At 63.5% G+C, this 20,761-nt stretch carries 17 protein-coding genes; 14 read left to right on the top strand and 3 right to left on the bottom strand.

Features of this window, described 5'->3' with window-relative positions; translation table 11 throughout:
* The first annotated feature begins 125 nt into the window (after positions 1-125).
* The 9 genes from IEW63_RS05990 (at position 126) to IEW63_RS05955 (ending at position 11,938) form a co-directional block, all read left to right on the top strand.
* Positions 126-2,252 (top strand): polysaccharide biosynthesis protein, encoded by a 2,127-nt coding sequence (locus tag IEW63_RS05990; protein WP_229710363.1) that lies wholly within the window; start codon positions 126-128, stop codon positions 2,250-2,252.
* Between the two features lie 72 nt (positions 2,253-2,324).
* Positions 2,325-3,494, top strand: coding sequence for a nucleotide sugar dehydrogenase (locus IEW63_RS05985; protein ID WP_188635704.1), 1,170 nt, complete (start codon positions 2,325-2,327; stop codon positions 3,492-3,494).
* Between the two features lie 397 nt (positions 3,495-3,891).
* Entirely contained in the window at positions 3,892-4,185 is a 294-nt protein-coding gene (locus IEW63_RS14695; protein WP_272872577.1) for a sugar phosphate nucleotidyltransferase, read from the top strand.
* Between the two features lies 1 nt (position 4,186).
* Positions 4,187-4,777, top strand: coding sequence for a UTP--glucose-1-phosphate uridylyltransferase (locus IEW63_RS05980; RefSeq protein WP_272872576.1), 591 nt, complete (start codon positions 4,187-4,189; stop codon positions 4,775-4,777).
* A gap of 10 nt (positions 4,778-4,787) precedes the next feature.
* Positions 4,788-6,083 (top strand): UDP-glucose dehydrogenase family protein, encoded by a 1,296-nt coding sequence (locus tag IEW63_RS05975; RefSeq protein ID WP_188635703.1) that lies wholly within the window; start codon positions 4,788-4,790, stop codon positions 6,081-6,083.
* Positions 6,084-6,394: 311 nt separating this feature from the next.
* The gene (gene pgi, locus IEW63_RS05970) at positions 6,395-8,005 is read left to right on the top strand and encodes a glucose-6-phosphate isomerase (RefSeq protein WP_188635702.1); all 1,611 of its coding nucleotides are present in this window, start codon (positions 6,395-6,397) and stop codon (positions 8,003-8,005) included.
* A gap of 159 nt (positions 8,006-8,164) precedes the next feature.
* A complete protein-coding gene (locus IEW63_RS05965; protein WP_188635701.1) occupies positions 8,165-9,559 on the top strand; it encodes a phosphohexomutase domain-containing protein in 1,395 nt (464 codons plus the stop codon).
* 16 nt (positions 9,560-9,575) lie between these two features.
* Entirely contained in the window at positions 9,576-10,592 is a 1,017-nt protein-coding gene (galE, locus tag IEW63_RS05960; RefSeq protein WP_188635700.1) for a UDP-glucose 4-epimerase GalE, read from the top strand.
* A 494-nt stretch (positions 10,593-11,086) separates the two neighbouring features.
* Positions 11,087-11,938 carry a flagellar protein MotY gene (locus IEW63_RS05955; protein WP_188635699.1) on the top strand — a complete coding sequence of 284 codons (852 nt, stop codon included), beginning with the start codon at positions 11,087-11,089 and terminating at the stop codon, positions 11,936-11,938.
* A gap of 242 nt (positions 11,939-12,180) precedes the next feature.
* On the opposite strand, the gene IEW63_RS05950 is transcribed toward IEW63_RS05955, so the two are convergent.
* The 3 genes from IEW63_RS05950 to IEW63_RS05940 form a co-directional block, all read right to left on the bottom strand.
* On the bottom strand, positions 12,181-12,618 hold the full coding sequence (locus IEW63_RS05950) for a DUF411 domain-containing protein (protein ID WP_188635698.1): 438 nt from the start codon (positions 12,616-12,618) through the stop codon (positions 12,181-12,183).
* A 19-nt stretch (positions 12,619-12,637) separates the two neighbouring features.
* Positions 12,638-12,877, bottom strand: a complete 240-nt coding sequence (locus IEW63_RS05945; RefSeq protein WP_188635697.1) for a heavy-metal-associated domain-containing protein — start codon at positions 12,875-12,877, stop codon at positions 12,638-12,640.
* Positions 12,878-13,110: 233 nt separating this feature from the next.
* Positions 13,111-14,133 (bottom strand): AraC family transcriptional regulator, encoded by a 1,023-nt coding sequence (locus IEW63_RS05940; protein WP_188635696.1) that lies wholly within the window; start codon positions 14,131-14,133, stop codon positions 13,111-13,113.
* Between the two features lie 167 nt (positions 14,134-14,300).
* Here IEW63_RS05940 and IEW63_RS05935 point away from each other — a divergent pair, with 167 nt between their 5' ends.
* From IEW63_RS05935 to IEW63_RS05915, 5 genes are all read left to right on the top strand, one after another.
* Entirely contained in the window at positions 14,301-16,331 is a 2,031-nt protein-coding gene (locus tag IEW63_RS05935; RefSeq protein ID WP_188635695.1) for an NADPH-dependent 2,4-dienoyl-CoA reductase, read from the top strand.
* 425 nt (positions 16,332-16,756) lie between these two features.
* The gene (locus tag IEW63_RS05930; protein ID WP_188635694.1) at positions 16,757-17,605 is read left to right on the top strand and encodes a hypothetical protein; all 849 of its coding nucleotides are present in this window, start codon (positions 16,757-16,759) and stop codon (positions 17,603-17,605) included.
* Positions 17,606-17,716: 111 nt separating this feature from the next.
* Entirely contained in the window at positions 17,717-18,598 is an 882-nt protein-coding gene (locus tag IEW63_RS05925) for an NAD(+) kinase (RefSeq protein ID WP_188635693.1), read from the top strand.
* 5 nt (positions 18,599-18,603) lie between these two features.
* A complete protein-coding gene (locus IEW63_RS05920; protein WP_188636055.1) occupies positions 18,604-19,563 on the top strand; it encodes a metallophosphoesterase in 960 nt (319 codons plus the stop codon).
* Positions 19,560-20,411, top strand: a complete 852-nt coding sequence (locus tag IEW63_RS05915; RefSeq protein ID WP_188635692.1) for a rhomboid family intramembrane serine protease — start codon at positions 19,560-19,562, stop codon at positions 20,409-20,411. The genes IEW63_RS05920 and IEW63_RS05915 overlap by 4 nt, the downstream gene beginning before the upstream one ends.
* The last annotated feature ends 350 nt before the right edge of the window (positions 20,412-20,761 follow it).

Here is a 20,761-nt window from a genome sequence, read left to right as displayed (position 1 = left end):
AGCCCGGGCGTTGCAGGGAGGTACGGGCTCACCCTGCGTCGTAGTGCAGTTATTCATTGAACATTTCGTAACACGGCATGTCAGCTTTAGACAGGGTCTACAGCTGCAATGTCTGAGGAACGAAAGTGTTAAAAGAAAAATTGATAGGATTGAGCTGCCGCCAGAAACGCATTATCCAGATCGCTGCGGATCTGGTGCTCTTGTCGGCAGCGCTGTGGCTTGCGTTGTTTCTGCAGCTGGGAGACGAAGGCTGGCGCTCGCCTAGCGCGGGTCAGGGTTGGTTGTTTGTCCTCGGGCCGCTGCTGGCCATACCTGTCTACATCCGCATGGGCATGTACCGGGCGGTGATGCGCCACTTCGGTAACATGGCCCTGTACTGCATCGCCAAGGCGGTGACCTTCGGTGCGCTTACCTTCGCTTTCGTTGTGCTGCTGGCCAAGGACCTTGGCTGGCAGGTCGAGCTGCCGCGGGCGGTGCTTTTCTCCTACTGGACATTGAGTCTGATCCTGATCGGCGGCCTGCGCCTGCTGGCCCGCGAGTATTTCATGGGTGACTGGCTGACGGCCGGGTTGCCTGCGCTGCGGCATTCTCACAGCAAGAACAAGGACAGCGAGGCCGGGGGCAAGCCGGTGGCGATCTACGGTGCCGGTTCGGCCGGTCTGCAGTTGCTGGCGTCGCTGAAGGTGGGGCGGCTGTACAAGCCGGTGGCCTTTCTGGATGACGACCCGCAGCTGAACGGGCGGACCATTTCCGAATTGCCGGTGTATGCCGGTGCCGACGTTGGCAAGCTGGTGGCGCAGACCGGGGTCAGCGAGATCATGCTGGCGATGCCGTCCACATCCCGCTCGCGGCGCCAGGAGATTCTCACTGCGCTGCAGGGCCATGGTGTGCATGTGCGCACCATTCCCGGCATCATGGATCTGGCCGCCGGCAAGGTGAAGGTGGACGATCTGCAGGAGGTGGATGTTGCCGACCTGCTGGGCCGCGACCCGGTGCCGCCGGATATGTCCCTGTTCCAGCGTTGCATCAAGGGGCAGGCGGTCATGGTGACCGGGGCCGGGGGCTCGATCGGCAGTGAGCTGTGCCGTCAGATCGTGCTGTCCCAGCCGACTACTCTGGTGCTGTACGAGCACAGCGAATTCGCGCTGTACGAGATTCATGCGGAGCTGGAAGCCTGGATTCGCCGCCATGAAGCGCCGATCCGGCTGGTGCCGATCATGGGGTCGATCCGCAACTTCACGCGGCTGCAGGACGTGATGAGCGCGTGGAAGGTCAATACCGTCTACCACGCCGCGGCCTACAAGCACGTGCCGATGGTGGAGCACAACATCGCCGAAGGCATCATGAACAACGTCTTCGGTACGGTGAATGCGGCCCAGGCGGCGATCAAGTGCCGGGTCGAGAATTTTGTGCTGATTTCTACTGACAAGGCGGTGCGCCCGACCAACGTGATGGGTTCGACCAAGCGTCTGGCGGAGATGGTGCTGCAGGCGCTGAGTCATGAACCCGCACCGCGGCTGTTCGGCGAGGCGTCGGCAGTGAACCAGGTGAACCGCACGCGCTTCACGATGGTGCGCTTTGGTAACGTGCTGGGGTCGTCCGGCTCGGTGATCCCGCGCTTCCGTGAGCAGATCCGCCGTGGTGGGCCGGTTACCGTGACCCACCCGAAAATCACCCGGTACTTCATGACCATTCCCGAGGCAGCGCAGCTGGTGATCCAGGCGGGGGCCATGGGGCAGGGTGGTGATGTGTTCGTTCTGGACATGGGCGAGCCGGTCACCATTGTCGACCTGGCGCGCAAGATGGTGATGCTCTCCGGCCTGACGGTGCGCGACGAGTACAACCCCAACGGCGATATCGCCATTACCTTCAGTGGTCTGCGGCCGGGTGAGAAGCTGTATGAAGAGCTGCTGATCGGCGACAACCCCGAGTCCACCAGTCATCCCAAGATTCGCCGGGCGAATGAGGTGTATCTGCGCTGGTCCGCGCTGCTGCCGGTCCTCGGCGGGCTGCGCGAGGCGGTGCGCCGGGATGACTACGAAGCGGTGCGCGAGATACTGCTGAGCACCGTTCAGGGTTATGAGCCGCCTAACGGCATTGTCGATCTTCTGTACCAGCAGCATGAGCAGCGCGAGGCTGCCGCTGCGCCGCTGGTGGCTGTTACTCCCCCGGTATCGGAGTCCGGTTCTACCGGCGATGCTGAAGACCGGATTGCCGAGGCGGCCGGCGACGAGAAAGCCCTGCGCCGCTGAGACGCCAAACAGTCATATTCCCACTGCACCATGGGTCCCAGTCTCGTTGATTGACTGGGAGCCGTGGGGCCGATGGTTAAGATTGCTGTGGTGGGGACCGGTTATGTGGGCCTGTCCAACGCGGTGCTGCTGGCGCAGCATAATCAGGTAGTGGCGCTGGACATCGTTCCGGAGAAGGTCGATCTGCTCAATGACCGGCTGTCGCCCATCGAAGATGCGCTGATCAGCGACTTCCTGGCGAATCGGCCACTGAACCTGCGGGCAACGCTGGACAGGGAGCTGGCGTTGGGTGATGCGCAGTTTGTCATCATCGCCACGCCCACTGACTACAATCCGGATACCAACTGCTTCGATACCAGCACGGTGGAGTCGGTGATTGCCGATGTGCTGGCGATCAACCCCGGTGCGGTAATGGTGATCAAGTCGACCGTTCCGGTTGGCTACACCCGCGACATCCGCCAGCGGTTCGCGACCGACAATATCCTTTTCTCTCCCGAGTTTCTGCGTGAAGGCCGGGCGCTGCATGACAATCTCTATCCTTCCAGAATCATTGTCGGTGAGCGCAGCGAGCGGGCGCGGTTCTTTGCCGGGCTGATGCGGCAGGGCGCGGTGCGCCAGGATGTGCCTGTGCTGTTCACCGACTCCACCGAGGCGGAAGCCATCAAGCTGTTCTCTAATACCTACCTGGCGATGCGCGTGGCCTACTTCAACGAGCTCGACAGCTACTGTGAAGCCCGGGGCCTGCAGAGCCGGCAGGTGATCGAGGGGGTAGGCCTGGACCCGCGTATCGGCAAGCACTACAACAACCCCAGTTTCGGTTACGGCGGCTATTGTCTGCCCAAGGACACCCGTCAGCTGCTGGCCAACTATGACCAGGTGCCGAATAACCTGATCAGGGCCATCGTCGAGGCCAACGCCACCCGCAAGGACTTCATCGCCAGTTCCATTCTCGCGCGCAGGCCGGGGGTGGTGGGTATCTACCGCCTGGTAATGAAAACCGGCTCGGACAACTTCCGCGCCTCCGCCATCCAGGGCGTGATGAAGCGCATCCAGGCCAGCGGGGTGGAGGTGGTGGTGTATGAGCCGGTGTTGAAGGGAGAAAGCTTCCATGGCGCGCGGGTGGTGCGTGATCTGGATGAGTTCAAGCGGATCAGCGATGTGGTCGTGGCCAACAGGCAAGCGCCGGAATTAGTGGATGTGGCCGGCAAGGTATATACCCGGGACCTGTTTGGGAGTGACTGAGAATCCCTCCCCCCAACCCGTAGGAGCCTCGACCTCGGGGCGATAGGCTGCGCCAGCAGCCCCAAGGTTGCCTGCAGGTAACCGGCCGGGCGCGCGTCGCGCGCCCATCGCGGCGGGGCGGTCCGGCGTCCCGGCGCCGCTCCTACAAACCCGGTCCCGAAGGTGGTGTTACCCAAACCCGGGGGATATTCCAAACCCGGTAACGCCCCCCAAACCCGGTCGCCCTCTCGACTGTAGGAGCCCCGACCCCGGGGCGATAGGGCTGCGCCAGCAGCCCCAAGGCCACATCCACAAGACCAACCGGGCTATCCCCCTCCACTTCATATAAAATCACTGAACTCGCGCGCCGCTTGGCTTTCCTATTTTTTGTCTGTTCGATTCTTATACAGGAGCTACCGTGAAGGTTACCAAGGCAGTTTTACCGGTTGCAGGTCTGGGAACGCGTTTCCTGCCTGCGAGCAAGGCAATCCCGAAGGAAATGGTAACGGTGGTGGACAAGCCGGTGATCCAGTACGTGGTTGAGGAAGCACTGGCAGCCGGGATCAACGAAATTGTGCTGGTCACGCACTCGAGCAAGAAGGCCATCGAAGATCACTTCGATGTGAACTACGAGCTGGAAGCCGAGCTGGAGCGTCGTGGCAAGCACGAGCTGCTGCAGGTGCTGCGTGATATTGCCCCCCCCGCAGCTTAAGGTGACCGCTGTGCGCCAGGGCCGTGCGCTGGGTCTGGGCCATGCCGTTTACTGTGCTCGCCCCGTGGTGGGTAACGAGCCCTTTGCGGTGCTGCTGCCGGATGTGCTGGTGGAGCAGCGGGGGCCCGAGAACGACCTGCAACAGATGGCGCGGCGTTTTGTAGAGACCGGCGGCCATGCGCAGATTCTGGTGGAGCCGGTGCCTGAAGAGCTGGTCAGTCAGTATGGTGTGGTGGACGTACACGGTGTTGACCTGCAGCCGGGCCAGCATGCTCTGATGAGTCGGGTTGTGGAAAAGCCGCCCCGCGACCAGGCGCCGTCGAATCTGGCGGTGGTCGGGCGTTACGTGCTCCCGGCACGCATCTTCGATCTGCTGGAGAACACCGAGCCGGGCGCCGGTGGCGAGATCCAGTTGACAGATGCCATTGCCGAGCTGATGCGCGGCGAGGGCGTAGAGGCATGGCATATCTCCGCCCGCTCCCATGATTGCGGCAGCAAGTTGGGATATCTGGAGGCTACAGTGGCTTACGGGGTGCAGCATCCTACATTGGGTGCGGACTTCCAGGCGATGCTGGCGCGCTATCAAGGCTGAGGATTGGCCCATGTTCATTGATGTTTACGGCGATACGCTCTGTGCCATGGTCAGCGCTGCGGCGCTGGCCTCGACCGGGCATCAGGTCACCCTGCATGTATCCCCCGGTGGGGTGGCCAACACCTTGAATACCGGTACCTTCTCCCTGCGCGAGCCGGGTCTGGCTGATCTGATGCTGGAGCAGAAGCGCGAGGGCCGTCTGCAGGTGGTTGGTCTGGATCAGCGTCCCGACCCGCGTGTGACCGTGCTCTGGCTGGCGCTGGCGCCGGACCTGCTGGACTATGCCCATGAATTGGTCCGCTCTCTGCCTGTGAGCATCGATCCCGAGTTTCTGGTGGTCAACCAGTCTACCTTCCCGGTGGGCAGCACCGAGGCGCTGCAGCGCGCGATGCAGTCCCGCGAGGGCGCCGATGCGCGGCATGGCGCTGTTGTGAGTGTGCCTGATCTGCTGACCGAGGGGGCTGCCCTGAACGGCTTTACCCGTTCCGAACACTGGCTGGTAGGCGCGGACCTGCCCTGGGCAGGACGGCTGGTGGCAGAGATTCTGCGTCCGTTCAACCGCCGCCGGGATGCGATCATGTCCATGCGCCCGCGGGAGGCGGAATTCACCAAGCTGGCAATCAACGGCATGCTGGCGACCCGGCTGAGCTACATGAACGACATGGCCAATCTGGCGGACAGTCTGGATGTGGACATCGAGCGGGTGCGTCAGGGCATGGGGGCGGACAAGCGTATCGGCGAGGCCTACCTGTACCCTGGTTGCGGCTTTGGCGGGCTGAGCTTCTCCCGCGACGTGATGAGTCTGGCCAGCACCCTGCAGCACAGCGGCCTGCAGGCGCAGTTGATCGAAGAGGTATTGCAGATCAACGAGCGGCAGAAGGAAGCGCTGTTCCGCAAACTGTGGCAGTACTACGACAACCAGCTGAGCGGCCGCAAGGTGGCTATCTGGGGAGCGGCGTTCAAGCCGGAGTCGTCGCGCATCGACAACGCGCCGGTGCTGAAGCTGATAACCGCGCTATGGGCCCAGGGTGCGCAGGTGCACGTGCATGACCCCCGTGCCCTGCCGGCGCTGGCCGAGTGGGCAGGGGAGCGGGATGATCTGGTCCTGCATGATGATCCTTACGAGGCGGCGGCCGGGGTGGATGCGCTGATGCTGGTGACCGAGTGGAAGTCGTACTGGAGCCCGGATTTCAAGCGGTTGAAGGCGGAGATGAGAGAGTCGTTGCTGCTGGACGGACGAAATGTGTGGGACCCGGATTTTGTGAAGAGGGCCGGGTTTACCTATTTCGGGATCGGGCGGCGGTAGGGCGGGTTTCTGGGCTTGACCCGGGCGCGCTTCGCGCGCCAATCGCCCCGAGGTCGGGACTTCTACAGATCGGGGGTATGAGCACCGTTTTTTGTAGGAGCGGCGACCTCGCCGCGATTGGCGTGCAACGCGCGCCCCGGTTGATACCGCATAAGCAACCCAGGGCTGCTTGCGCAGCCCAATCGCCCCGGGGTCGGGGCTCCTACAGATCGGGGTATGAGCACCGGCTTTTGTAGGAGCGGCGACCCCGCCGCGATAGGCGCGCAACGCGCGCCCACGGGCCCAAACAAACATTCTGGAGAACTGAAAATATGTGGCGTGTGCTTGCCGATCATGCTGAGGGCATTCGGGATACGCATCTGGCGGAATTGTTTGATGCGGACCCTGCGCGTTTCGAGCGGTTGCATTGTGAATGCGGGCCGCTGTTGTTCGATTATTCCAAGCAGCGCCTGACGGAGCAGACGCTGGCCCGCCTGTTCGACCTGGCCCGCCAGCAGCAACTGCCGCAGTGGATCGACCGTCTGTTCGCCGGGGACCCGGTCAACTGCACGGAAGGGCGTTCCGCCATGCACTGGGCACTGCGCCTGCCCGAGGACGCGTCCTGCTCGATCAACGGTGTCGACATCACGGCCCAGGTCCACGAGCAGCTCCGGCGCATGGACCGCATCGTCCACAAGCTGCATTCGGGCCAGTGGCGGGGTGTGACCGGCGAGGTGGTGACCGATGTGGTGAACATCGGCGTCGGCGGCTCGGACCTCGGCCCCCAGATGGTGGCGGAGGCGCTTTGTGACAGCGCGGTGGAAACCTCCTCCCGCCTGACCATGCATTTTGCCTCGACCATGGATGGCAGCCAGCTGTCCCAGCTGTTGCGCACCCTGAACCCGCACTCGACGCTGTTCATCATCTCGTCGAAATCCTTTACCACCATCGACACCCTGAGCAACGCCGAGACCGCGCGCCACTGGCTGGAGCACACTCTGGGAGACAAGCCCGGCGTGCTGCACTGCCACTTCCTCGGCGTGTCTTCCGCTGTACAGAAAATGACCGACTGGGGCATCAGCGAAGAACATCAGCTGCAGATCTGGGACTGGGTCGGCGGGCGTTATTCGATGTGGTCGGCGATCGGGCTGCCGATCGCGCTGACTGTCGGAATGCACGGCTTCCGTCAGCTGCTGGCCGGTGCGCACCTGATGGACGAGCACTTCCGTACCGCGCCCTGGGAGTGCAACCTGCCGGTGCTGATGGCGCTGGTGGGCGTATGGAACACCAACGTACTGGACATCAACGCCCAGGCGATTCTGCCGTACGACGGTCGACTCAAACTGCTGCCGCTGTATCTGGAGCAGCTGGAAATGGAGTCCAACGGCAAGAGCGTGACCCGCGACGGCAAGCTGGTCGAGCACAGTACCTGCCCGATCATCTGGGGCGATGTGGGCCCCAACGCGCAGCATGCGTTCTACCAGCTGCTGCACCAGGGGACCGAGCCGGTGACCTGTGACTTCATCCTTCCGGCGCGGCGCTATCACCAGAATCGTGACGAGGTGACCGAGGAGCTGATATCCCAGCACGAGCTGGCCCTGGCCAACTGCCTGGCCCAGTCCCGCCTGCTGGCGCTGGGCGACGCCGCGCTGAAGAACCCGGAGGACATGCCCATCCACCAGCGCTACCGCGGTAATCAGCCCAGCTCGACCCTGTTGCTGGATGAGCTGAACCCCTACAGCCTGGGGGCGCTGATTGCGATGTATGAGCATAAGGTGTTCGTGCAATCGGTGATCTGGGAGATCAATCCGTTTGACCAGTGGGGCGTGGAGATGGGCAAGAAACTGGCGGTGGATACACTGGGGTGGATTCGTGGGGAAGGGCAGGTGGAAGGGGTGGATTCTTCTACTGCGGGGTTGTTGGGGCGGATTGTCGGGGCTTGAGTTTTGATGATGGGTGGGGCCTTCCCGCCCCCAACGGACACCAAAACCCAAACCAACACCAACGTTGGCAAAAACAAACAACTCCCCTCTCCCCTCGCGGGAGAGGGGCTGGGGGAGAGGGGGTAACGGCCCCGCCCAAAACGATCAAGGAAACGTCCCATGTCAGAAATCACCTGTTTCAAAGCCTATGACATCCGCGGCCAGCTCGGCACCCAGCTGGACGAAGACGTCGCCTATCGCATCGCCCGCGGCTTCGCCCAGTGGCTGAAACCCAAGCGCGTTGTACTGGGCGGTGACATCCGCGAGAGTTCTGCGCCGCTGAAGGCCGCGCTGGCCAATGGTCTGCGCGATGAGGGCGTGGATGTGCTGGATCTGGGCATGGTCGGCACCGAGGAGGTGTATTTCGCGACCTTCCACCTCGGCGTGGACGGTGGCATCGAGGTGACGGCCTCCCATAACCCCATCGACTACAACGGTTTCAAGCTCGTGCGTGAGGGCTCGCGGCCGATTTCGGCGGATACCGGTCTGGCGGATATCCGCGCGCTGGCCGAGGCGGCGCAGTATGAGCTGGTGGACGGCCGTGATCCGAACGTGGCTGAGGAGGATCGGGGCAGCTATGAGCAGATCGACATCCGCCAGGATTACATCGAGCATCTGCTGAGCTATGTCGATCCGGTGTCCTTCACGCCGATGCGGCTGGTGGTCAATGCGGGTAACGGGGCTGCCGGGCCGGTTATCGATGCGCTGGAGAAGGCTTTTGCCGAGCAGCATATCCCGGTTGAGCTGGTGAAGATCAACCACGAGCCGGACGGCACTTTCCCCAACGGCATACCCAACCCGATTCTGACTGAAAACCGGGGCGTGACCAGTGAGGCGGTGCTGAAGTACCAGGCGGACATGGGCATCGCCTGGGATGGCGACTTCGACCGTTGCTTCCTGTTCGATGAGCAGGGCCGGTTCATCGAGGGTTATTACATCGTCGGGCTGCTGGCCGAGGCGTTCCTGCAGAAGGAGCGGGGTGCCCGCATCATCCACGACCCGCGCTTGGTGTGGAACACCGTGGAGCAGATAGAGCAGAACGGCGGGGTGGCGGTGCAGACCAAGGCCGGGCATGCCTTCATCAAGGAACGCATGCGCGCCGAGGATGCGATCTACGGCGGCGAGATGAGCGCGCACCATTACTTCCGCGACTTCGCCTATTGCGACAGCGGCATGATCCCCTGGCTGCTGGTGGCGGAGCTGATGTGCCGCAAGGAGAAGCCTCTGTCGGAGCTGGTGGACGAGCGCATTGCGGCGTATCCGTCCTCCGGCGAGATCAATCTGACCGTCTCCGACGCGCCGACCGTGCTGAAGGCGATCGAGCAGCAGTATGCCCCGGGCGCTCTGGATGTGGATTATACTGACGGCCTCAGCATCAGCTTCGAGCAGTGGCGCTTCAATCTGCGGGCGTCCAATACCGAGCCGGTTATTCGCCTGAACGTGGAAAGCCGGGGTGATGGAGCGCTGATGCAGCAGCAGACCGAAAAGCTGCTGGAGGCCATTCGGGCGATTTGATTTTCAGGAAGATTTCATGAGTAGAACCATTCTGGTTACCGGTGGGGCGGGTTACATCGGCTCGCATACGGTTGTCCGCCTGCTGGAGCTGGGGTACGAGGTGGTGGTGCTGGACAATTTCAGCAACAGCTCCCCCGAGGCCCTGCGGCGCGTGGAGGATATCACCCGCCGCAAGGTGGCGCTGGTCGAGGGGGACATCAACGATGCCGCGCTGCTGGACCGCCTGTTCGCGGAGCATGACATCGATGCGGTGATCCACTTTGCCGGGTTGAAGGCGGTGGGCGAGTCGGTCAGCCAGCCGTTGCGTTACTTCTGGAACAACGTAAGCGGGACCATCGTTCTGTGCGAGGCGATGCAGCGGGCCGGTGTGAAGAACATGGTGTTCAGCTCCTCGGCGACGGTGTATGGCGACCCTGCCTCTCTGCCGATCCGGGAGGATTTTCCGACCAGTGCGACCAACCCCTATGGCCGCTCGAAGCTGATGATCGAGGAAATGCTGGGGGATCTGCATGTGTCGGACGCCAGCTGGAACATCGCGCTGCTGCGCTACTTCAATCCGGTGGGTGCGCACATCAGCGGACGCATCGGTGAAGACCCGGCGGACGTGCCGAACAACCTCATGCCCTATGTCGCCCAGGTCGCGGTGGGGCGGCGGGAGCATCTGAACGTGTTCGGCAGCGACTACCCGACCCATGACGGTACCGGCGTGCGCGATTACATCCATGTGATGGACCTGGCCGAAGGGCACGTGAAGGCGCTGGAATGGCTGGACCGCGGGCTGGGTATCAGAGCATTCAACCTGGGCACCGGCACCGGGTATTCTGTGCTGGATATGGTGCACGCCTTCGAAAGGGCCTGCGGCCACAAGCTCGCCTACAAACTGACCGACCGCCGTCCCGGCGACGTCGCCGCCTGCTACGCCGACCCTGCACGGGCAACCGAAGAACTCGGCTGGCGCGCGGAGCTGGGGCTGGAACGGATGTGCGCCGATGCGTGGCGCTGGCAGTCCAATAACCCGAGTGGTTACAGGTAGGCCGCTCCCTCACGCTTGCCCCTCCCTCACGTTTGCTGTAGGAGCCCCGACCCCGGGGCGATAGCTGGCCGCCAGGCCAGCCGCGGGCTACGTTGCCTGACGCCGGGCGCGCTTCGCACGCCAATCGCGGCGAGGTCGCCGCTCCTACAAGTTCGTGGCGGAAATTGGGTCCGCAGCCCGGTGGCTGCAGGGTTTATTGTAGGAGCCCCGACCCCGGGGCGATAGCTGGCCGCCAGGCCAGCCGCGGGCTACGTTGTGGTACGCCGGGCGTGCTTCGCACGCCAATCGCGGCGAGGTCGCCGCTCCTACCGATCCGTGGCTGAAATTGGGTCCGCAGCCCGGTGACTGCAAGGTTTTTGTAGGAGCCCCGACCCCGGGGCGATTGGCGGCAGTCGGCCGCCCGGTCTGGCCACGGCCTTGCCAGCCTCCCCCTAAAGTTTCCCCACTCCCCGCCGATCCCTTCTCCTGTAGCTTCACGCCAAGGAGAGCCCCTCTTGCCACGTTTTCCACTCATTCTGCTGCTGGGTTTTGCCCTGCCTGTTCAGGCTCTGACGTTCCAGACCCGCATGGAGAATGTGGCGTGGTCGGTGGACGGTGACAAGTTCGAGTGCCGTCTGAGCCAGCAGGTGGACGGCTTCGGTGAGGCGGTGTTCGTGCGCCGGGCGGGTGAGCGGCCGGTGTTCGAGCTGTCGGCGGCCAGCAACATCATGCGTCCGGGGCCGGCCCAGCTGTATAACGATGCGCCGCCCTGGCGGCCGGGCACGCGGGCTCAGCTGCTCGGGCAGGGCACGGTGCAGCCGGGCAACCGGGCGTTGCGGTTGCCTTTCGAGCAGTCCGGGATGATGCTGGCCGGTCTCGCCCAGGGGCTGCAGCCAACCATTCAGCGCAGCGGTATGAGCGATGCGGGGAATCAGATCCGGGTGGTGATTTCGCCGGTGGGTTACCAGCAGGCCTGGTTGGAATTTCAGGACTGTACGAATGGATTGCTGCCGATGAACATCGACCAGATCGCCCGCACGCCTATCACCTTCCCGTCGGCCGGTACCACCTTGACCGGGGATGCGCGGCAGTTGCTGGATGTGGCATTGGAGTATCTGCGGGAAGATCCGACGATTACCGGAATCGAGCTGGAGGGTCACTCGGACAGCGTCGGCGACCGGTTGAGCAATCGCGAGCTGTCACGGCGGCGGGTGTTGGCGGTGCAGGCCTATCTGCTGGAGCAGGGGTTGGATGAGTCGCTGATCACCATGCGGTTTCATGGAGACCGGTACCCGGTGGCAAGTAATGCCACGGCGCAGGGCAGGGCGAAGAACCGGCGGGTGGTTGTGAGGATGGCGGGGAGGTAGGCGGGCCAGATCGGCAAGGCCGCAGGCTGGCCTGGCGGCCAGCATCGCCCCGGGGTCGGGGCTCCTACGGATCGGGGGTATGAGCACCGGTTTTTGTAGGAGCGGCGCCGGATCGCCGGTCCGCCTCGCCGCGATAGGCGTGCGGAGCGCGCCCCGGTTGATACCACATAGGCAACCCGGGGCTGCTTGCGCAGCCCAATCGCCCCGAGGTCGGGGCTCCTACAGTATGGACGGGGCTGTGCTCAGTACTCCGCTACGATTTCCAGGTCCCGGTCCGTGGTCAGGCCCACCACTTGGTAGGGGTCCTTGCGGTCGCCGTATTCCATGCCGGGCGAGCCCATGGGCATGCCGGGGACGGCGATGCCGAGCAGGTCGGGGCGGTTCTGCAGGGCCAGGATCTGCTGCGCCGGTACGTGGCCTTCAACGAACTGGCCGTTTATCACCGCGGTGTGGCAGGAGCCCAGTCGCGCCGGCACGCCCAGCCGCTGTTTGACGGCTGACATGTTCGGCTCGACGTGATCTTTCACGGTGAAGCCATTCTGTTCCAGATACTGAATCCACTCCTTGCAGCAACCGCAATTGGCGTCGCGGTGGACGTCGATGGTGAGGCTGCTGCCGGCGTGTGCCATGCCGCCAGATATCATGGCGACAAGGGCGGCGTAGCGGAGTTTGCTGAGCATGGTTATTCCTCGTTGCGTGTCAGTGACAACCACCGCAGCAGGTCGCCTTGCCATCATGGGCAACGGTGCTGGGGTAACCGGCTTCGTTCAGTGCGGCGACCAGGGCGGGGCTTTCGGCGTCGCCCTTGACGCTTACCTTACCCTTTTCCAGGTCTACGTGGACTTCTTTCACACCAGCGACGGCCCTGAGCGCGTCGGTAACGTGAGTCACACAGTTGCCGCAGGTCATTTCCTTCACGTTCAGTTGGATCGAACTCATGGTTGCTGCTCCTATATCGGGGGGACTGCCGGCAGTTTCAACCCTGACATGGTGACAAGGTCAATGGTGCAGACGCGCTCATTACCTGAACTTTCCCGGGTGGGCTTCATCTCAATGTAATGCGACAGGCTTAGCCTGCGAGGCAAGACAATCGGGAGAAGAACAATGAGCGATTACGAAGAAGAACTGCTTGAACAGCGCGCCCAGGAATGGGATGACGACGTGGACGACGCTCAGGAAATGTGACGCGGCTGCCTCGCCTGCCTCCTGTATTGCCCCGGCGCTTCGCCGGTCCAACGCTTGAACGCCCGCTGAAACGCAGCAGGGGAGGAAAAGCCGAGCAGGAAAGCAATTTCACCCAGTGCGGTTTCCGTGTCACGGATATAACTCACAGCCAGATCCCGCCTTATCTCGTCGATGATGTCCTGAAATCGGGTGTTGGCTTCGGCCTTCAGCCGACGGCGCAGGGTCCACGGCGGCAGGCCGAGCTGGGCGGCCACCTCGGCCAGGTCCGGGAGCTGGCGGTGCAGTTGCGGCGATAGGATCTCTTCCACCCGTTCGCGCAGATGCCGGTGCCGGGTCAGCTCGTGCAGCTGCTGCTCGCACAGCGCCAGCAGTTGGGCGTGGGTGGTCGGAGCGCTCTGCAGCAGGGGCAGCGCCAGGCTGGCCGGCTCCCACAGCAGCTGGTTGTGCGCCTGCTCGAACAGCACGGGGCAGCCAAACACCTCCTCATATCTTTCCGCATGGGGCGGTGCAGGAAACTCGATATGCACCTCCCGCAGCCGGGCTGCGCCACCGGTCAGTTGCCGGGCCAATTGCATGCGCGACGCCAGGGCCGAGTCGACCACGAACAGGTTGAACTGGTTGTACGGGCTGATCGAGTAGAAGCGCGTGGCGGGCGGCTGGAAGCTGGAGTGGCCGCGGTAGTTCTGGCTGGTCAGGCGCTCGAAGCGCACCAGGGTGTCGAAGGCCTGGCCGAGACTGGGCGCGCATTGCGCGGTAACGCCGGGTAAACCAAGGTGCGCGGGCTGGCTGTGCAGCCCCATCAGCAAGCCGATGTCAGCGCGACCGCTGAGCTGTATGGCGGCATGCCCGAGCCGCATGAAGCGCGGAATGCTGATGCGGGCCTGGGGCGCGGCTAGCAGGTCCCGGCTGACGCGATACCGCGTGAACAGTGCCTGGGCATCATGACCGAGGCTCTGCAATGCCGCGTGCAGGCTGTAGAGATAGCCGACCGACAGGTCACCGAGTTTCATGGGCAGGTTCCTTGCTTCCGGCAGCAGAATGTAATCCAGGGTAATTAAAATGTCACCTGCGGTGATTGAGCGTCACCGGGGCGCGGCCTATCGTCTGCTCCATGAAAAGAACAGGCCGGTGCGTCTGCCTTCGCAACCGGCGCCTGATGATGAACTGGAGCATGACCATGAGCGGACAATCCCTTTATCCCCATATGCTGGCCCCGCTGGATCTGGGTTTTACCACCCTGCGCAACCGTGTGCTGATGGGATCGATGCACACCGGGCTGGAGGAGCGCCCGCAGGGGTTTGAGCGGATGGCGGCGTTCTTTGCCGAGCGCGCCCGCGGCGGTGTCGGTCTGATCGTGACCGGCGGCTTCGGCCCGAACGAGGAGGGCAGCGTGGGCAAGGGCGCGGCCAAGCTCAGCACGCCGGAGGAAGCCGAGAAGCACAAGGTAGTCACCCAGGCGGTGCACGAGGCCGGCGGCAAGATCTGCCTGCAGATCCTCCATGCGGGGCGGTATGCGTTCAACCCGGCGCAGGTCTCGGCCAGCCCGGTGCAGTCGCCGATCAACCCGTTCACGCCGAAGGAGCTGGACGAGGCGGGTATCGAGAAGCAGATCAGCGACTTCGCCAACTGCGCGGCGCTGGCCCGGCAGGCCGGTTATGACGGCGTGGAGATCATGGGCTCCGAGGGCTACTTCATCAACCAGTTCCTGGTGGAGCGGGTCAACAAGCGTACCGACCGCTGGGGTGGCAGCTACGAGAATCGCATGCGCCTGCCGCTGGAGATCGTGCGCCGTGTCCGCGCTGCGGTGGGGCCGGAGTTCATCATCATCTATCGCCTGTCGATGCTGGATCTGGTGGAAGACGGCAGCAGCTGGGATGAGGTGGTGCTGCTGGCGAAGGAGATCGAGAAGGCCGGGGCGACCATCATCAATACCGGCATCGGCTGGCACGAGGCGCGCATTCCGACCATCGCGACCAAGGTACCGCGTGCGGCCTTCACCAAGGTGACGGCGCGGCTGAAGGGCGAGGTTTCGATCCCGTTGGTGACAACCAACCGCATCAACACGCCGGAAGTGGCCGAGCAGGTGCTGGCGGAGGGGCATGCGGATATGGTGTCCATGGCGCGGCCGTTCCTGGCGGATCCGGATTTCATCAGCAAGGCCGCGGCTGGCCGGGCGGACGAGATCAATACCTGCATCGGCTGCAACCAGGCCTGTCTGGACCACACGTTCAGCGGTCGTCTGACCAGCTGCCTGGTCAACCCGCGGGCCTGTTACGAGACCGAGCTGAATTATATTCCGACTGCCCAGGTGAAAAAGATTGCGGTGGTCGGCGCCGGCCCGGCGGGGCTGGCTGCGGCTACGGTGGCGGCCGAGCGTGGTCATGCGGTGACGCTGTTTGATGCGGCCGACAAGATCGGCGGTCAGTTCAACGTGGCCAAGCTGGTGCCGGGCAAGGAGGAGTTCTACGAGACGCTGCGGTATTTCGGCAAGCGGATCGAGACCACGGGTGTCGAGCTGAAACTGAATACGCGGGTTGCTGCAGAGGATCTGGCTGATTTCGATGAAGTGATTCTGGCTACCGGCATCGTGCCGCGGGTGCCGGCGATTCCGGGTGTGGATCATCCGAAGGTCATCGGTTATCTGGACGCCATCCTGCAGCGCAAGCCGGTAGGCCGGAAGGTGGCGGTGATCGGTGCCGGTGGGATCGGTTTCGACGTATCGGAGTTCATCTGCCACCAGGGGGAGAGCCCGAGCACCAATACGGCGCTGTTCTGGAAGGAGTGGGGCATCGACCCGGAGCTGCAGGCGCGGGGCGGCATCGCGGGTGTGACCCCGCAACCGGAACCGCCGGCGCGCGAGGTGTATCTGCTGCAGCGCAAGCCGAGCAAGGTCGGCGCCGGACTGGGCAAGACCACCGGCTGGATCCACCGCGCCGGGCTGGCGACCAAGCAGGTGAAGATGCTCAATGGGGTGGAATATCTGCAGATTGATGACGAGGGCCTGCACATTCGCCGCGGGGACGAGGTCAGCGTGCTGCCGGTGGATACGGTGATTCTCTGCGCAGGTCAGGAGCCCCTGCGGGAGCTGCAGGCAGGCGTCGAGGCGCTGGGCAAGCCAGTACACCTGATCGGCGGCGCGGACGTGGCCGCGGAGCTGGATGCGAAGCGGGCGATCGATCAGGGAGCGCGGTTGGCGGCGGTGATCTGAGGCGCTCTGCTTCTGCCGTCTCTCAGTCTCTACCGGGCGCGCTTCGCGCGCCAATCGCGGCGAGGCGGTCCGGCGCTCCGGCGCCGCTCCTACGGGAACGGGGGTTTTGGGGATGCTCCTACGGGAATACCCAACGTGCGGGAGGAGTCCCGGCCTCGGGGCGATTGGGCTGCGCGCTGTTGTCTGCAGGATGCCCAGGTGCGGTAGGAGCCCCGACCCCGGGGCGATTGGCGGCCGGAGGCCGCCCGGGGTTGGTGGTTTGTGCCTGCCCGGACTCGATAGCACCACGCCATCCTCGCCCCTGCCAACCCTGTCACATCCGTGATGTGACGTTTTCCCTATACTTGCACGGGAGTGGATGCACTCGCTGTGAAAAAAGTGCAGAGTTAGGCGATTGATAAGAAAACACGGATGGGCACAGCCAAATGATCTCAAGCGACCCGGGCAAGATTCAGAAACCATTGCTGACCGAAGCGGTGATGTTCTTTTCTGAACAGGGCATCTCGCGTGAGATGCTGTACCCCGAGTTCGAGGCCTTGCTCGACGGTCTGGTAACCGCACCGGACTTCGCCGACGAGACGGTGGAGGCGGTGTTTCTGCAGATCAACCACCGGCTGCATGTGCGGGCTGCGGTTTTCTTTACCCTTGATTTCGACATGGACGGCTACGTCAACCGCTTGTGGAACCTGCCGCTGCGCAACATTGCCGAGAAGGCCGGTCGCGGGCCGGATATGGGCGGTGGTCCCATTCGGCTGGCGTGTCTCGGCTTCTGCGCCAACCGGAACTATCTCCCGCATCTGTGGAAGCCGGGCCAGCGCGGCGGCAAGGCGGATCTGGCCTGGATCAAGCAGGCGGTCACGCGCAACGGCCTGGGCATTCTCGGTGAGGACGAGGAAGCCAAGGCGGTGCTGGCCGCGGACAATCTCCAGGTGGCTGCCGAGGACGCCTGGTACGGTGCGGCGAGCGCACCGGCCGAGGGGGTGGCGCGGGAGACTCTTCTGGCCGACATGGACAAGCTGCGCAAGGCCCACGCCGGCGAAGTGGCCGAATACCTGCGCCAGATTGGCGAGCTGCAGGCGCGGCTGCGTCAGCAGGAGCAGGATTATCGCCAGCAGCTGGACATGCTCAAGGGCGAGCATGCCGAACACCTCACCATCGCCCAGGGCGAATTGCTGGACATCAAGCGCGAGCTGGCGGAACAGCAGAGAGTCAACGGCCTGCTGCGCCGTGAACTGATGAAGTTGCAGAGCCGCACGCCCACCAACATGGGCTGATCCTGCCGCCCCTCATTTGCCTAACGCTCCTTCGCTACGGATAATTACCGCTTCATCCGTGCGCTCGTGCCTGTGCGGAATTTTCCTGAGCTGATTATTAGCGAGTGATCTATGGAGCATTTCCGCAGTATCGGATTGATTGGTCGCCTGGGCAGTGGCCGTGTCGTGGATACCCTGCGTCGTCTGAAGCGCTTCCTGCTGGAGCGGGGCCATACGGTGATCCTTGAGGATGCCGTGGCTGACCTGTTGCCCGGCCATCAACTGCAGGTCTGCTCCCGTCAGAACATGGGTGATCTGTGCGATCTGGTGATTGTGGTGGGTGGCGACGGCAGCCTGCTGGGGGCAGCCCGGGCGCTGTGCCAGTCGAACGTGCCGGTGCTGGGTGTCAACCGCGGCGGCCTGGGCTTTCTCACCGACATCGCGCCGGACGAGCTGGAGCAGGGGGTGGGCGATGTGCTGGAAGGCAAGTACATGGCCGAGTCGCGCTTTCTGCTCGACGCCATCGTCTGTCGCAATAACGAGGAGCTGGGCTCCATCTCCGCGCTGAACGAGGTGGTGCTGCACCCGGGCAAATCGGCGCGCATGATTGAATTCGAGCTGTTTGTTGATGGTCAGTTCGTCTACAGCCTGAAATCCGACGGGATGATCGTGGCGACGCCGACCGGCTCGACGGCGTACTCCCTGTCGGCCGGTGGTCCCATCATGCATCCCAAGCTGGACGCGATGGTGCTGGTGCCGATGTACCCGCATACGCTTTCCAGCCGGCCGATGGTGGTGGAGGGCAACAGTGAGATACGCATCACCATCTCGCGCAACAACGAGATCTATCCCCAGGTGAGCTGCGATGGTCAGGAACACATCGCCTGCGCGCCGGGTGATATCGTGATCATCCGCAAGAAGGCGCAGAAGCTGCGGTTGATCCATCCGCTGAATCACAATTTCTATGCGATCTGCCGCAGTAAACTGGGTTGGAGCAGTCGACTTACTAAATGACCGACATGACAGACATCTCGCACTGGCAAGGTTTTGACATCATCGGCGACGTGCATGGTTGTGCAAGGACGCTGGAAAAACTGCTGGAGCAGATGGGTTATGCACGGGTCGGTGGAGTGTGGCGGCATCCGCAGCGCCAGGCACTGTTCCTGGGGGATATCATTGACCGCGGGCCGCGCATCCGCGAGGCGCTGTTGCTGGTACGCGACATGGTTGAGGCGGGCAGTGCGCGCTGCATCATGGGTAACCATGAGTTCAATGCGCTGGGCTGGTTCACGCCGGCCCCGCCGGGCAGCGGTCAGGCCTACGTGCGCGAGCATACCGACCGCAACCTGCGGCAGATCCAGGCGACCCTGGAGCAGTTCGAGGGGTACGCGGCGGAGTGGGACGAGTTTCTCGACTGGTTCTGGACCTTGCCGCTGTTTCTTGATGCCGGGGAGTTCCGGCTGGTGCATGCATGCTGGGACCACCAGGTGATCGAGACCTTTGCCAGCCAGTACCCGGATGCGACGCCGGATGTGGAGTTCCTGCAGGCGTCGGTGGAGCGGGACAGCTTTGCCGATCAGGTATTCGACCGGCTGCTGCGCGGCATCGGCATGCACCTGCCCCACGGGTTGAAGATGAAGGGCGGCGATGGCGTGGTGCGGGGCATGTTCCGCACCAAGTTCTGGGAAGAGTCGCCGGAAACGTACGGCGATCTGGTGTTTCAGCCGGATGCGCTGCCGGAGCACATCGCCATTCGTCCGCTGACCTATCGCCAGAAACGTGAATTGCTGTTCTATGGTGTGGATGAGCCGCTGTTGTTTGTCGGCCATTACTGGCAGCAGGGAAGGCCGCAGCCGTTGCGTCCGAACCTGGCGTGCCTCGATTACAGTGCCGTCAAGTACGGCCGGCTGGTGGCTTACCGCTGGAGTGGCGAGGAGCGGGTGCTGCCGGACCATTTTGTCTGGGTGGACGTGAAATGAGTATGCACCGCGCGCTGGAATGCCAACTGGATGAGGACCTGAGTCAGCTGACCCGTTTCCTGCATCAGCAGGGCGTGCCGCACCGGATCACCGAGGAGCGCGGCGAGCAGGTGATCTGGACCGGCGACGAGGCGGACGCCGAGATCGTGCGCAGGATCTATGCCGAAGGCGTGCCGGCGGAGCAGGCGACGCTGGACTTCCGCGCCAGTGTGCGGCCGGCGGCCCGGCTGAACTGGCCACTGATGCTGCGGTATATGCCGGTAACCCTTGCGGTGTTGGCGATCACCTTCTTCGTGGCGTTCTGGACCGGGCTCGGCAGCCGCATCGGAGCGGTGATCGTGCTGAGCTTTACGCCGGTCAACAGCATGGGCCTGATGGCCAGTGAGCCGGACCTGGCCCAGTGGTGGCGGCTGGTTACGCCGATCTTCCTGCATTTCGGCTGGATGCACCTGGCGTTCAACGCGCTGTGGTACTGGGAGCTGGGCAGGCGCATCGAAATGCGCTCGGGCAGCCTGTGGCTGTTGGGGCTGACGTTGCTGTTTGCGCTGGTTTCCAACGGTGGGCAATGGCTGGTGAGCGGGCCGACGACTCTGTTCGGCGGGTTGTCCGGCGTGTTGTACGGGTTGCTCGGGTATTGCTGGCTGTACCAGCTGATCTCCCCCAACGTGCACTTCGACCTGCCCAAGGGGGTGGTGATCATGATGCTGGCGTGGCTGGTGCTGTGCATGAGCGGCCTGGTCACTGCACTGGGCTTCGGCGCCATCGCCAATGCGGCGCATGTGAGCGGGCTGGTGATTGGTTGCGTGTGTGGGGTGATCGCGGGTGGTGTGCAGCGGTGGATCAGATAGACTGCGGGCGTGCTGCGCACGCCAATCGCCCCGAGGTCGGGGCTCCTACAAATGAAAGAACCGAGCTCGCGCGCCGATCCAGCGTCCTGACCACAGCCTCCGGCCGCCTATCGCGGTGGGGCGGTCCGGTGCTCCGGCGGGGGTGAAGGGGGATCGCGGTGGGGCGGCCGGGCGCTCATGCGGGGGTGGAGGGGGAGCGCGGCGCGGCGGTCGGGCGCTGCGGCGCCGGTCCTACGGGGAGTGAAGGGGCAATAGCGGTGAGATGCTTGGGCGGCGCTGATGCAAAACCGTTTGGCTCTGTCTGGTTGTTTTTCGTGGGAGCCTCGACCCCGGGGCGATTGGCGGCCATG

This window comes from Halopseudomonas pertucinogena (genome assembly GCF_014646575.1).
Lineage (GTDB): Bacteria > Pseudomonadota > Gammaproteobacteria > Pseudomonadales > Pseudomonadaceae > Halopseudomonas > Halopseudomonas pertucinogena.
The sequence above is the reverse complement of the archived record's forward strand: the minus strand, read 5'-3'. Positions and strand labels throughout refer to the sequence as shown.